The sequence below is a fragment of the Bacteroides stercorirosoris genome (assembly GCF_900142015.1).
GTDB lineage: Bacteria > Bacteroidota > Bacteroidia > Bacteroidales > Bacteroidaceae > Bacteroides > Bacteroides stercorirosoris.
On the sequence record NZ_FQZN01000005.1, the window covers coordinates 1 to 15,022 of the forward strand.

Sequence of the window (15,022 nt, forward strand, 5' to 3'; positions counted from 1 at the left end):
CGTTTTTTGGGGGGAATGCTTAAAGATACAAAAAAGGCAACTAACTCGCAATGAATTAGTTGCCTTAAATTTTATTATTTTAGGAATATCCCTATATAGATGGGACGCGCTGGATATATAGATGGGATACGCTGGAACTATATACCGGACATGCAGGATATATAGATGCAACGTGCATGAGTTATATCTCCTGCACGTTGCATTTTTAGTTCGTCTCCGCATGATTCCTCAAATGCAAAGATGCATAACCTCCCTTTATTTCTGCAAGAACTCTTCTGCCCGTCCCGGAGAAAAGAGTTCCCATAAAGAAGCGACCGTCCAGCCCGGAGCGAAGATATTATTATAATATCCTTTTCCATTGCGTCCATAGTCCCAGTTGGTGTGCTGCACTACTTCGGGATAATAACCCACTTTGGCAATGCCGCACATATGGCCTTCATAAGGCAACAACTGACGCATAGAAGTGGAAATCACCTTAGCAAAATCCGAGAAACGAGTCTCGTTATATTCTTTGGCAAGCCAGCGCAATACATCCGCAAATTCAAAAACAAACACGTCAATGTGATTATTCTCAACTGATACGTTACCCCAACCGCGAGTTTTCAAACCAATGTCACCCAACATTTGTCCTTCTGCAAAAGGAACGTCCCAAGTATAATACCAGGACAAAGCGAAATAAGCAGCTTTCTTTGCCAGCTTTGCATAATGGGCGCGTTCTGTTCCTTTAGTAACCAGAGCCAGATAATACGTAGCTGTAGCAGCATACAAAGAAGCCTCTTTATCTTCACAATTAGCGTCCAATGTTGAAGAGAAATAATCGGATTTGGTAATCAGTTCCTTCTCCAGATAGTCTACCGTGCGTTTTGCACTTGCCAGATAGCGCTTATCCTTAAAGTATTTGTAGGCCATTACCAAAGGCAGAGTAGCCGAAGGAGTGCTACCACCGCTCTCGTCTACGATAGAGAAATCGTCCTTGAATTTACGAGGGAAACTGCCGTCTGCATTCTGCAAACGCAGGAAACTGTCCAGCATACCTTTGATGCGTTTCTCCCATTCAGGATGTCTACGCTTTTGTTGCTTCTCGTAGTTCAAATAGTTCAGTACGGCATATACGCCTTCCGACTGACGACGGATGCTATGAACAGGATCTTTCGATTCACGGTTGTAGTGAACGACTTCGTTAATAAATCCGGCTTGGGAAAAACCATTCTGAAGATAAGTATCGAAAACACTATTGGCATTATCCACCAAATCCGAACGGTTTTGTTGCGCCCCATACTCCAAAGCGTTGAAAGCATTGAGCAATGTGCGTCCAACAAAGCCAACTTCGGCAACATCCGTACTGGCACAAGTGGCTGTTTCCAACTCTACACCGGAGTAATAGTGGGTAGATGTATTATCCACATAGCTTTCTACAAAAAAGTTGCTCATCACTTCTTTCATCCGATCTACCGTATAATGCGTATTGACAGGTTGCGGACGATTAGTATCATAGCTATACTCCCAAGTGCGCTGTACACATTCGGAGAAGTCAGCCACATTTATTTCCGCCAATTCCCAAGTCAATGAAATGCTATCGCCCTTGCGAAGCAACTGGAAAGCCTCAACAGCAGGAGCCAATGTCAGCTTGCGAATATAGGTCTTCGGAGCTTCCTTATATGGAAAGCCAAAAGAGAGCACGCTCACACCTCCGATATTCTCAAAACCCGTATAGCCAATAGAAGTTTCACCGGATACAATCACTTCACCTTCCTTATGAGTGACCAATGCGTCCTTATCGAACTTATCGATACGGATCACTGACATTGCTTTCCCGTTGACCGGGTTGAAAATAGCTGTCAACGGAGTACTTAAACGGTCCTCACGAACCAACCAACTATCAGAGGTATGGAATGAAGGCGCCTTTTCCGGAGAACGCAGATTACGGCGATACCAGAATCCCGGCATATAGAATTGGCAGTCGACATGTTTATAACCAGTCTTTACTTGCTCTCCATAATTGAAATACACATTCTCCAAAGCCTTAATCACAACATTGACACGTTGCTTTCCGTCTTTCCCTGTTACTTTACGGGTAATAAGCAAGGGCAATTCTTCATTTGCCTGGCAATTGTATGTGCTGCCATCTTGCATCTTCTGCAAAGTCAATGAATAGCGCTTAGCATTATTCCCCGGCACCTTTAGAGAAACAGAAATATTCTCCGAAACATAGTTTACCGCTCCTACTTGGACAATGCCCACTAAAAGCATTACGCCTAAAAACAATCTTTTTAACCTCATATTCAATCTTCTTTTTATTATAATTTAGAACGTTTCAACGTTCTGTCAACCAATAAATAATGTATCGTTCAAAATGAATCTTATAAAAAGGTTCAATCGTTATCTCCTTAGTTCCGTTCATTGGCAGAGAAAAACGCAGCGGGTTTCGGCTTATAACCTTTAAATTATCTGCAACCGCGTCCGCAACATATGCCAAAGACGGTATCTCTTTCAAGTCCAATTCCCTTCTTGCCGTATTGTTCATTGTACTCCAAAAACTATCGGGCAGATTTTTCTTCCCAAAACGTCCGGCCAAGACATAAGGACCATATAATAGTGCCACATATTTATCTGACTTTTTCAATCTCTCAATATAGGGCTTCATAGAATACTTCAAAACAATTTTATTATCATGTGCCCATACTCTGTCAAACAGGCAATAACCGGAACTATCCGTAACTAATTCTTCTTCTTTACCATTGATAATGAAAGTCGGATTCTTCATCCACTCAGGTTTCCGAATACGGAGCACGAAACGTTGCTCCCTCCTTGCCTTTAATCTAAACTCCACTTCGTCAGTTTCAAGAAGATTACAATGTTGCGTCAGCTCAACTCCTTTATCTTTCCATGAAAGAACCGATGGAATAAACAAATTGACTCTAACTCCGTCGCTATCATGGCTATAAATAAACTTCCCCAATTTAGCGGGACTTTCCAGTCCCGTATGTCCGCAACACCAGAACGAGCTGTCTCTGGAAGCGTATATCCGATAATGTCCCGGACGCATCGGGGTGAAGTAACAACACATACCTTTTTCAGGATCGTATGCAGATAGAATATGGTTAAAGAGCACCCGTTCATAATAAGCAGATTTCTCAGCGTCCGGGCGAAGACTGAAAAGGCTTTCTGTCAAACGTAACATATTGACGGAATTGCACGTTTCAGGTCCGCTAAGAAGTAGCATCTTCTTCTCAAACTCCTCTTCCGGAAAGAAATGTTCTCCTACACTATTTCCCCCTATCACCCAGGTATGATTATGAACCACGATATTCCAAAAGTTCATTGCGGCAGTCAAGAAGCGCTCGTCTCCCGTATACAAATAGTATTTCTGGAATCCGGTAAATTTAGGAATCTGAGTATTCGCATGCCATCCGAAAAGGATGTCCTTTCCTTGCGACAAAGGCATCCACATCGCTTTGTCATGCAGTCTGCCCGCCCAGTCGAGAAAACGTTTTTCACCCGTTAATGCGTAGACATCTGTAAATGATTCGTTAATAGAACCATGTTCGCAGACCAATAGTCGTTGTACCTGTTCGTCAGTTAATTTGTCCAATACCTGAAACCCAAACCAGTCTGCCAAGCGAATCAGCACGGACAGCGCTTCCTTACTGCCACACTGAGTATAAGCCGCAGAAAGACCAAGCATCATCTTATTTATTAGATAAACCGGTGCCCAAGCGCCATTAACAGTTGGATTATTAGTTTGTATCCTCCCAGAAGCCACTTCACTGAACAATTTCCGTCCATCCTTAATTCCTAAGATAAAACCGTCTTTCCCCGCCTTCTGGCAACGCGCCAACTCCTTTACCACATACTTCAACCTTCTCAGCAACTCTTTATCGCCCGTAGCTTGCCACATCATCGATGCCGACGAGAGATAAAAGCCCAAGAATCCTCCTCTGAGAGGTCCCGCTCCCCACACATCTTGCGACTCCCAGCCGGCATACGCCCCAGCTTTTGGCGGCAATCCCGCTTCAATCCGATAAAAATGAAGAAGAGAATCAGGATTTAACCAAAGAAGATACTCTTTCCCCTTTTGTTGAAGATCTAAAAAAGGACTATCAAGCAAACGGATATCTTTCAATGGGAAATAAACAGTTTCTTCAGGAACCGGTGCTGGAAGGGATTGAGAGAATGCAAATACACCTCCCGCACCCCATCCCGCCAACAAGAGCATCAATCTTTTTATAAATCGATTACAGGTCTCCATTATTCAAATTCTTTAAAATAAAGGTTTCTTTGCCTTTTTGGAAGCTGAATTCCCCTTGACTGTTGGCCAGCCTTCTTTCCAAATCACCTTGTCCAGCAATAAAACCCTACCGGAAGGATTGGCAACGCTGACTCCATGATACAAAACCCAGTCATCACCGTTTTTATCCGCCACGAGTTCCGCATTATGTCCGGTACCCACAAAATCCTTGTTCTTATGAATCAATATTTCATGATTATTTTCGAGCATTAGGTTACCCTTCTTATCCACATAAGGCCCCCATAGGTTATCAGAACGTCCTACGACTGTCTGGTATGTGCTCTTCAGCCCTTCACAGCATGTACCGGTAGAAGCAAACAGATAATAATAGCCGTTCCTTTTATGAATATAGGTTCCTTCATACGCTGTTCCGGCTATTTGTTTCTTTATCGCTCCCGGAGCTACGGCAAGTCCATCCTGACTCAATTCTATCCCGTAAATTCCCCGGAAACTTCCCCAAAACAAATATTTCTTCCCATTTTCTTCAATATAAAAAGGATCGATAGAATTTTGTACGCCAATATCACTACTACGGAACATCATTCCGTGATCAATAAAAGGACCTTCCGGCTTTTCTGCGGTAGCCACTCCAATGCCGCAAGTCCATTCTCCTCCCCAACGGGACATCGAATAATAGAGTATATATCTATTGCCTATTTTATTGATATCCGGAGCCCATAGTCCACCTTTAGGTTCAAAAGTAGGACGCGTTTCTTTGGTGAAAACCGTACCGACAGATTCCCAGTTTATCAGATCTTTTGAACGATGAATAGGCATGTTACGAATATCCTCAGTAGCATATAAATAAAAATATCCATCATCCCCCTTAATTACCGTAGGATCCGGAAGACTATAATCTACTACCGGATTCTTGTAGCTTTTGACCGGACCTCCTGCCATAAGCAATACGCTTATGGCAGGAAATACCAATGCCAGAAATAATCTTCTCATAGACCTATTTCCCATGTTTTTGATGATTACTTCCTTTACCCAACGCTTCTCCCAACGCATCAAGCATGCCATATCCAAAACGGTTGTCAGGCAGCAGATAATGGCCTTCGGACCACTCGTTGAAACAGGCAATAGTGAGAATACGGGGAACTTCAGGATGTTTATTCAGATATACAAACGAAGATTGGACAAAAGCTTTAAACGAAGCCGGATTCTCATTCTTAAAGATAGTGCATGCCGGCCATTGGCTGCGATTCGGTTTCTCCGGACGACTTTGCGGGGCGATGTAGCGCGGAGTAGAATCCCATCCCGGCGCCAAAGCAGGAATATAAGGAATGTCAAACTGGGCATGATGCTCGTCCCAAAGCTTGAATGCAACATCTGCAGCCACTGTTCCGTAATCAGGCAATTCGATTTCTTTCGGCTGGAAACGTCCGGCAATCCAGTCCATCGGATTATACGAACCAACTGTGCTGTATCCTTCTTCCTTCATATTCCCGCAACTGAAACCTGTGACGTGGAAATGAAGTCCTTTATGCCCTAACTTCTTCGCATATTCGGTCAGTTCCGCAAACAATTGCTTTACCCCCGCAATGCCTAATTTAGATTCCAGACGACGGGCATCCCAAATACATATAACCGGCTTACCGTCAATTTTCCAATAGTTTTCAAGATGGCAATATCTGGAAATCATGTATGAGAGACTCTTCCAGCACTCTTCCTTTGAGAAGTCGGGCGCATCATAACTTGGAGGATAGGCATTACTTCCATCGGTTCTTTTCGTCGGATATAATACATACCAGGGATGGTTGGTCCACATACAGGCGAACTTCACATCGTTCACATTGTTGGATTCCAAAAAGCCGTTCTCCAAAGCCTCATGAAGGCAGGGCTTGCCATCATACCAGTACCAGTCCCAAATCAGTACATCAATACCACTTTGCTTACAAAGCTTATTGTAAACTTCCCATGTGGAAGGTTTGCTTTCATCCAGTTCACCCAGCAAAGGAGTGCGCGGCTGTTGGTGACCATCAAACCAGGGACGTGCACTTCTGATCAGATTGTACTCCGTCCACCCTTGTGCATATAGTTTGTTATGCAAGGCCGAAGGATGATAATTCGGAAAAGCATAAGCGGCAACAGTCAGCCCCTCCGGCTTTTTCAGCAAGTCCGGATCTCCGGCAAGCGTTTCCAAGTCATCAGGGAGACGATAGACTTTTTCTTTCCCCTTTTTCTGTGCATAAGCAGGCATCAAACCTATTAATAAAAGACATATAATAAGTTTACCTACGCGATTTCTCATTTTTGCATTCATCGTTTTTACTATTTAATTGTTTTGATTGTTATTCAGACTTATTCCACCGGTACATTATCCTCAGCTCCAAAATAACCAATATTCTGGTTAATCCGTCCTTGGGTGTTTGAAGTTATAGCTGTCAGAGGCACCGGCCATAAAACATGGTAGGGTTTCATGACAAAGGCATTGGTAGAATAGAAGTACTGGGATGCAAAGAAATTGTTTTTCTCCATCACACGGTCATAATACCAATTCTTCTCTGAGAAATTTTGAAGAGAATATCCATCCTTACCCAATTGTGCCTTTAAGAAAGCGATACGGGTCAGTTCCACCTTGCGATGTTCTTCTATATAAAGCTCTCTTCCCCTTTCATCCAAAATATCATCCAATGATACGGTAGAAAGTTCCGGTGCCTTGGCACGCTTGCGTATCTCGTTAACGTCACTTGTCGCAGCTGGGATATTGCCCAACCAATAGTTAGCCTCAGCCCTCATCAGATAAGTTTCCGCCAGGCGGAATACGTATTGGTCGGTAAATCCACCGGCCGGAGCCTTCCCTTTATTCAGGTCATCCTTATAAATAAGCACTTTGACTGTCGGGAAAGAGAAATAGCAACGCATTGTATCTGAAACAAATTTACGTTCAACGGGCTTTCCAAAATAGGTTGCACTCCCTCCCTTGGAAGCCGGACGATTGTAAGTGAGCCGGGAAATATCATACCAATTGTTTTCATTATGACGCAAATCAGCACCACAATTTTTCCAAAGTGCATACTGTCCATAATTGGTCGGACGGATTTTAGCAATGCCTCTCCCCAATTCTTCCACCTGTTCATATCCGTCATAAGGTGCTGCATCATAAGTTGTTCCGTTTTTCCCATCAGGTGTCTTTACAGCAGCGCCATTGCTCCAATAAGGTACAAAATTGCGCATACGGTTCGAGCCTTTAGGAGCCACATTTCCTTCTATTCCGTATCTTTCCTGAACTACAAAAATGGCTTCCTTGTTTTCTATCGCACTGATATTATCCTCCTGAAACAAATCATTAAAAACATCCAGTTTCGGATTAGATGCATTTACTCCGAAACGTTCACGCATCAGATGCAGCCCATAATCATTGATGCATCGCGTCGTCGCTTCTACAGCCAGCTGAAAGTCACCGGTAGACAAATAAATCTTTGCCAACAAGTGTTCTCCGGCAGCTCTACTTACACATCCGCGTTCTACATTGACAGGCAACCATTTCACTGCGAATTCCATATCACTCTTCATCTGTTGCAGAATACTCATTCGCGAAGCCGAATTAAAATCAAGTTTAGGCTCGGCAACTTCCTCCAATATCAAAGGTACATCCCCCCACTGATGAACCAATAAATAATACCAATAGGCTCTGTGGAAATAACCTTCAGCCAAAAGCTGGTTTTTATCTTCCTCGTTAGTTATGCTAGACTTTGGAACACGACTAATGACAGTATTAGCATATTTTATCCCATTCCATGCCAGATCCCAGTATCGAAGATGCAAGGCCATATTGGTGGTTGGCGTAAGCTGAGTTTCTAGGTTATGTATTTCCTTTACTTCCGGTGCTCCTATCACTGAAAGGTCGGACCAAGCATATTCGTAAACAAGCGGTGTCTCACAATAACCTGCGTTAAAAGCATCACCAAACCACTCCCACTTGATTTGCTTTCGGGATGTGATAAGCAAAGCATCCAAACCTTCTTTATCCATAAAAGTATTCTCTGGAGCAAAAAAGGACAAAGGTTCCGGGTCAAGATCAACACATGACATCAAGCCTGTCAGCAAAAAGACCGGAATATACCGAGCCATTTTTTTTATCTTTCTCATATCAATAACTATTTCATAATTCATATACAATATTTTCAACTAACATATACTGTTCTAAATATATATTTTTACACTTAGAAGGCAGTATTCATACATCCTTCTTTCAATATCGGCAATAAAGACTTTACAATTTTACTTTTATTCTTACTTATATCCTTTCTTTCAAAAGTATCTTTGTTATACTGATAAAGCTCTAATACACTGTCATTATCATGCCAATATTGTATTAAACGATATTTAGGTACCCTAACGGAAACTGCATTATTAAAATAACTATAAGAGACATCTTTCCAATCCACATCTTTAGGGTCATTAAGTAGCTCTATCAGGCTGTTCCCATCTAACCTCTTGGGGCATTGTACCCCACACAAATCCATCAAGGTAGGATAGATATCAACTGAGTTCACAATTCTTTCATTTTTGACACCTTTTTTCATCATAGGCGCTTTTATAATAAGAGCACTACTAAGAGCGGTTTCATATAAAGTATGCTTTCCCCAGATTCTATGATCACCTAAATGCCAGCCATGATCACCCCATAACACAATGATGGTATTATCAAACTCTCCCGTATCTCTAAGCACATCTAATAATTTCCCAACTTGAGCATCAACATAACTGATACATGCATAATAAGCATGACGCAATTTACGAGCATATGCATCTGATACTCTTTGATTTAATGATGCCTTTTCTTCACCCAGTAAGTATCCATTAAATTCATCACTGTTGTGAAATCCTAGTTTAGAGCAACCATCTGGCAGATCAGGAATTGGCGATAATAGAAGTTTCTTTTCATCGTACATATCCCAATACTTTTGAGGAGCTGCGAAAGGAAGATGAGGTTTAAAAAAGCCTACCGCTAAGCAAAAAGGTTGTTCTCTATTCAAAAGCTCCTTAAGCTTACTAACAGCCAAATTAGCAGTCAATCCATCAGGGTATCCGTCGTCTGGCACATCTGCACATTCATAGGGTTTAACTTCCTTACTCCGACTTTGACGATTAGAGCCATCCGAATAACCAAAAAAAGCATTCCAACCGGTTCCCCATTTTCCCGCATCAAAGAGCATTTCACTCCAACTATAAGGCAATTCCAGTTTCTGACTCACCGGTTTTGAGTATCCATAAAGATAACCATCAGCATAGTGACTGATTTTACCAATGCCAACTGTGTAATAACCGTTTCTTTTTAATTGATGAAATAAAGTTTCCGGTTCATCTCCTTCCGCCTTACTCGAAAGCCTAATTTTGCAAGCTTCATTTGATAAATCATTTTTGTTCTTAGGCAAGCATCCTGTGAGCATACATGCTCTGGATGCACCACTCGTAGGAACCTGAGCATAATGATGAAGAAACAAACTTCCTTCTGCTGCTAATCCATCGATATTAGGAGTTATAACTTCCGAACCATATACCCCTAATTCACGGCGCAAATCATCAATACAGATAAAAAGAACATTAGGCCTTTTCCTCTGCTTGCATTGAGCATTGATGTGTAAGGCAGTAACTAACAAACAAGTATATAACAATAAATATTTTTTTCGCATAAGCCTATCTGTTTAACTATTCAACAGGGATATTATCCTCAGCTCCAAAATAGCCAATATTCTGATTAATTCGCCCTTGAGTATTTGAAGTTATTGCAGTCAAAGGTACTGGCCACAAGACATGGTATGGTTCCATTACATATGGATTACTTGAATAAAAATATTGGGTTGCATAAAAATTATTTTTTTTCATAATCCTATCGAAATACCAGTTCTTATTCGAGAAGTTATTCAAAGAATAACCTTCAAGCCCCATCTGCGCCTTTAAGAAAGCAATCCGCGTCAACTCCACCTTTCTATGCTCCTCAAGATATAACTCTCTTGCCCGTTCATCCAAAATATCATCTAATGAGACTGATGACAATTCAGGGGCATTAGCTCGTCTACGTATTTCATTTACATTATTCTTCGCTTCGGAAATATTACCTAACCAATAATAAGCTTCTGCCCGCATTAAATATGTCTCAGCCAACCGAAATACATATTGATCAGTAAAACCACCCGTAGGAGTTTTTCCTTTATTAAGATCATCCTTATAAATCAAGACCTTATTAATAGGAAAAGAAAAATAGCAACGCATCGTATCCTTGACAAATTCTCTTTGCACTTGCTTTCCAAACCATTTAGCACTTCCCCCTTTAGATGGAGGCCGATTATACCACAAACGAGAAATATCATACCAGTTATTACGATTATGTCTCATATCCTGCTTACAATTATTCCATATCTCATACTGTCCATAATTTGTAGGACGTATCTTCGCAATTCCCCGCCCTAAAGTATCGAGTAAAGAATATCCATCATAAGGTCCTGCATCATATGTCGTCCCGTTCTTCCCGTCCGGAGTCTTAACATCAGCCCCATTGCACCAATAAGGCACAAAATTACGCATCCTGTTAGAGCCCTTAGGTGCAACGTTACCCTCTACTCCGAAACGTTCCTGAACTACGAATATAGCTTCTTTATTTTCGCTGGAACTTATATTCTCTTCATTAAACAAATCATTTATCACATCTAACTCAGGGTTAGCCGCATTAATACCAAAACGTCCTGTCATTAAATGTAATCCATTCTCCTTTATGCAACGAGTGGCAGATTCAACGGCATCCTCAAAATCTCCCGTTGATAAATATATTTTTGTAAGCAAATGTTCACCTGCCGCTCTACTCACACATCCTGGTTTAACTTCTTTTGGAAGCCACTTTACTGCAAATTCCATATCAAGTTTCATCTGTTGCAGAATTTTCATCCTCGGAGTTGAGTAGAAATCAAGCTTAGGCTCTGATATCTCCTCCAATATAAGAGGTACATCCCCCCACTGATGAACCAACAAATAATACCAGTATGCTCTATGGAAGTAACCTTCAGCAAGAAGTTGATTTTTATCCTCCTCGCTTGTGATGTTTGATTTAGGGACACGAGTGATTACACAATTAGCATACTTAATCCCATTCCATGCTAAATCCCAGTAACGAAGATGCAATGCTGCATTCGTTGTTGGAGTCAACTGAGTTTTTAAATCATGTATCTCTTTTACAGGCGGAGAACCTATAACGGATAAATCAGAAAAAGCATATTCATAAACAATCGGAGTCTCACAATAACCAGCGTTAAAAGCATCACCAAACCATTCCCATTTAATTTGTTTACGCGATGTAACAAGTAAAGCATCCAACCCCTCTTTATCCATAAATGTATTCTCTGGGGCATAAAATGATAAAGGTTCCGGAGTAAGATCAACACAAGATGACGTACTACTTATTACCAACAAACTGGCAGTAATAAATCTAACAGTTATCTTTATTATTCTCATTTTATTATAAATTTATTATAAAGTCACATTCACTCCCAAAGTCCAAATACGAGGACAGGTTCCCATATTCTCCGGATCATAATAGTTCCACTTCGTCAAAACAAACGCATTATCGACATTCAAACTGACCTTCAGATTTTCAATTGCAAATTTCTTTAAGAGAGTTTTAGGGAATGTATATGCAAGTGAAATATTCTGCATACGAACAAAATCCCTCTTCTTAAATATCAGGACGGAAGGATTACCACAATTAGCTCCTAAACGAGCATACTCATTATTGGGATTCCAAGGTGTCCAATATTCAGTCATGATAGAGTTGGAACGATCAAAGAAACGATTATCCTCATTTCTTCTCAAGTTGTCCTCACCCAAGAAATTAAATTCTCCACGAAGAACAAAAGAAAAGTCCAAACAATCGAATAGATTCAAATCACTGCGTAACGACATACGATAACGAGGAGTCCGTGAACCTAACCACACTTTATCATCCTCCGTGATCTTACCATTCTGATCAACATCGAGAAGTTTAGGATCACCCGGTTGCTTTCCGTATTTTTTAGCCTCCTCTTCTTCGCCAAGCTGCCAAACCCCTGTCCATTTATAGTAATAAATATCTTTAATGCCATGACCTATATACCAGCCATTCTGTACGTCATCATCTTCACGCTCGCCAATCACATTGCCTTCCGCGTCTTTCACATCTACCATTTTCCCATACAAATGTTTAATCGTATTCTTGTTAGTAGAGTATATAAACGTAGTTGACCAATGCACTTTCTTGGGAATACTAACATTAACACTGGTGAGTGTCAGCTCCAAACCCTTATTATCAACCTGCCCAAGATTAGCAATAACACTACTAAAACCAGTTATCGTTGGCAATGAACGGTTAACAATCAAATCAGTCGTTTTATTATAATACATATCCAGTACACCGGATAAGCGGTTACCCAACAATCCAAAGTCCAATCCCAGATTCATGGCTCTGGTCCTTTCCCATTTCAACTTACCATTAGCCAAATTGTTAGTATATACACCTTTTATATTTTCTCCTCCAATGATAGCGTCTGTCACTTTCAGACGTGACAGAGCAGCATAACGACCGATGTCCCGATTACCATTTTCTCCCCAAGAAAAACGTAATTTCAGATTGTCCACAAATCCCAGTTTCTGAATAAAATCCTCTTCAGACATACGCCATCCAAATGCAAAAGCCGGATAAGTTCCATAAGGGTTTTCCAAACCAAAGGCAGAGAAGCCGTCCCGACGTACAGATGCGGTCAACAAATAACGGTCCATCAACGAATAATTTAAACGCGCCAACAAAGCATTGCCTGTTTGCGCTTCATCATTCGAAGACGTAACAGGATTAATCCCGGCATTCATATTATGAAATCCTAAAACTCCACTCGGGATAAAGCCCTCGTTGTTGGCAACCGTATTCCAGAATTGATATTTCTCCGCACTATACAAAAGAGTGACATCCAGATTATGGATCTTTGCAAGGGTATAATTCCATTTTAACATATTGTCAATCACCCACTCATAATCAGAGTATTCATCGCGACTCGCTTCACCTCCTTCTACAATACCAGGTTTAATGTCAGGTTTATAATAATACTGCTTTCTCCAGCCATAACGAGTATTAAAATTTGTCTGAAAACTCAGTCCATAAGGAAGAGTCAGTTTACCGTAAATTGTAGATGTCAAAGTTTGAGTTTTATAAAACTTTTGATCTACCTGATTGGACAATAACGGATTAACAATTCGAGCATCATCGGTCGGATATATCTTCAAACTACCATCCTCTTCATACATCGTACCATAAGGACTCATTACATCAGCATTACCCGTGTCAGCCACAACATCTTTATTACCTCTGTCTGCGAACTGGGCATTAACACCAACTTTCAACCATTTAGTTATTTCAGTATCCAAATTCACTCTGGCTCTAACTGTACGGAAACTATCTCCCACCTTATATCCTTCATTATTAGTATATCCCAGCGAAGTGTAATAATTAGTCCGAGACGATTTTCCCGAAGCAGACAAATTATAATCTTGACGGAATCCTGAACGATAGACGTGATCTCTCCAGTCGACAGTTTTTCCTGCCTTATAATTCTGAATTTCAATATTTGCCAATTGGAGACGGGTTAACCAAGTTTCAACGTAATCGCCTGAAAAGGACGGGTCATAAGCAGCCCATTGTTCCTGAGTCACTCCATCCGGAAGATTATTCGGGTCATCATAATATCCAAGTCCTTTCTGATCGGCAGAAGGTTTAAAATAGTCAATGGTTTTCCAGTAATCAGCGCGCCTTTGTATGTACTGCTGAGGGGTGGGAAGATCAGGAATATCCAGTAAAGTCGCAATACCGACCTTAGCGCTCAAATTGATAACCGGTTTCTCCGAAGTTCCTCTTTTTGTAGTAATCATCACTACACCTGCAGATCCCTTAGAGCCATAGACAGCCGTCGAGCTTGCATCTTTCAGTACATCCATACTTTCAATGTCGTTCGGATTGATATCACTGATATTACCATAATAGATGTTTCCATCCAAAACTATCAAAGGAGAAGTTGAAGCCGTCAAAGAAGCAGGACCACGCACTTGGATAGATCCTCCACCTGATGCATTATTATCTACACTAATATTAACACCAGCAATGTTACCCTTCAGGAAGTCAACTGCATTGGTAGCCACTTTAGTTTCCATTATTTCTTTACCAATATGAGAAACGGAACCTGTAACATCTTTTTTCTTCATCGTGCCATATCCGACCACAACAACCTCTTCCAGCAGCTCCGTATCTTCTTCCAAAATAACATCTAATTTAGCGATACCGGAGGGCACTGCTTTTTCTAACGTTTTATACCCAATAAATGAAAAGACAAGGATTCCTTTCTTATCAGGTATTTTAAGAGAGTAATTACCATCTATATCAGAGATAGTACCAACAGTAGCGTCGCCTTTGAGCACTACATTCACACCAATAATTGGTTCACCGGCAGCATCTTTTATTACACCGGAAACATTCTTCGCAATTTGCCCATAAGCATAAGCCGAAATTGCACATAGGAAAAACAAACATGACCAAAACCGGCCAACAAGTACTACTACTTTTTTTCTGTTTACCATAGCTTTTTAAAATAAAATTAACAAATTACTATATAATCACCAAATCCAGTTATATTATCTTATTCTTAAGACTTACTCCAACAATTTCGGAGTGATATCCTGATACAAAGGTAGCGAAATACACATTTGACAGATGTA

Annotated in this window: 8 protein-coding genes; all 8 read right to left on the bottom strand. The window is 40.9% G+C overall.

Annotation, left to right across the window (positions count from 1 at the left end):
• Positions 1 to 255 precede the first annotated feature (255 nt).
• The 8 genes from BUC01_RS05130 to BUC01_RS05165 all read right to left on the bottom strand — a co-directional run bounded on the left by BUC01_RS05130 (position 256) and on the right by BUC01_RS05165 (position 14,833).
• Positions 256 to 2,280 (bottom strand): glycoside hydrolase family protein, encoded by a 2,025-nt coding sequence (locus tag BUC01_RS05130; protein ID WP_073312930.1) that lies wholly within the window; start codon positions 2,278 to 2,280, stop codon positions 256 to 258.
• Between the two features lie 34 nt (positions 2,281 to 2,314).
• Positions 2,315 to 4,249 carry a glycoside hydrolase family 127 protein gene (locus tag BUC01_RS05135; RefSeq protein WP_034524660.1) on the bottom strand — a complete coding sequence of 645 codons (1,935 nt, stop codon included), beginning with the start codon at positions 4,247 to 4,249 and terminating at the stop codon, positions 2,315 to 2,317.
• 12 nt (positions 4,250 to 4,261) lie between these two features.
• On the bottom strand, positions 4,262 to 5,239 hold the full coding sequence (locus tag BUC01_RS05140; protein WP_025834505.1) for a family 43 glycosylhydrolase: 978 nt from the start codon (positions 5,237 to 5,239) through the stop codon (positions 4,262 to 4,264).
• A 4-nt stretch (positions 5,240 to 5,243) separates the two neighbouring features.
• Complete coding sequence (locus tag BUC01_RS05145) at positions 5,244 to 6,542, bottom strand: glycosyltransferase WbsX family protein (protein WP_025834503.1); 1,299 nt, start codon at positions 6,540 to 6,542, stop codon at positions 5,244 to 5,246.
• Between the two features lie 50 nt (positions 6,543 to 6,592).
• Complete coding sequence (locus BUC01_RS05150) at positions 6,593 to 8,383, bottom strand: RagB/SusD family nutrient uptake outer membrane protein (protein ID WP_025834500.1); 1,791 nt, start codon at positions 8,381 to 8,383, stop codon at positions 6,593 to 6,595.
• Between the two features lie 74 nt (positions 8,384 to 8,457).
• On the bottom strand, positions 8,458 to 9,930 hold the full coding sequence (locus BUC01_RS05155; RefSeq protein ID WP_025834498.1) for a sulfatase: 1,473 nt from the start codon (positions 9,928 to 9,930) through the stop codon (positions 8,458 to 8,460).
• 16 nt (positions 9,931 to 9,946) lie between these two features.
• Complete coding sequence (locus BUC01_RS05160; protein ID WP_083595438.1) at positions 9,947 to 11,743, bottom strand: RagB/SusD family nutrient uptake outer membrane protein; 1,797 nt, start codon at positions 11,741 to 11,743, stop codon at positions 9,947 to 9,949.
• Positions 11,744 to 11,758: 15 nt separating this feature from the next.
• Positions 11,759 to 14,833, bottom strand: coding sequence for a SusC/RagA family TonB-linked outer membrane protein (locus BUC01_RS05165; protein WP_244895731.1), 3,075 nt, complete (start codon positions 14,831 to 14,833; stop codon positions 11,759 to 11,761).
• Between the last annotated feature and the right edge of the window lie 189 nt (positions 14,834 to 15,022).

Excerpts from the sequence above, each read along its gene's own strand:
- BUC01_RS05130 (WP_073312930.1), bottom strand. The coding sequence starts at position 2,280 with ATGAGGTTAAAAAGATTGTTTTTAGGCGTAATGCTTTTAGTGGGCATT.
- BUC01_RS05135 (WP_034524660.1), bottom strand. The coding sequence starts at position 4,249 with ATGGAGACCTGTAATCGATTTATAAAAAGATTGATGCTCTTGTTGGCG.
- BUC01_RS05140 (WP_025834505.1), bottom strand. The coding sequence starts at position 5,239 with ATGAGAAGATTATTTCTGGCATTGGTATTTCCTGCCATAAGCGTATTG.
- BUC01_RS05145 (WP_025834503.1), bottom strand. The coding sequence starts at position 6,542 with ATGAGAAATCGCGTAGGTAAACTTATTATATGTCTTTTATTAATAGGT.
- BUC01_RS05150 (WP_025834500.1), bottom strand. The coding sequence starts at position 8,383 with ATGAGAAAGATAAAAAAAATGGCTCGGTATATTCCGGTCTTTTTGCTG.
- BUC01_RS05155 (WP_025834498.1), bottom strand. The coding sequence starts at position 9,930 with ATGCGAAAAAAATATTTATTGTTATATACTTGTTTGTTAGTTACTGCC.
- BUC01_RS05160 (WP_083595438.1), bottom strand. The coding sequence starts at position 11,743 with ATGAGAATAATAAAGATAACTGTTAGATTTATTACTGCCAGTTTGTTG.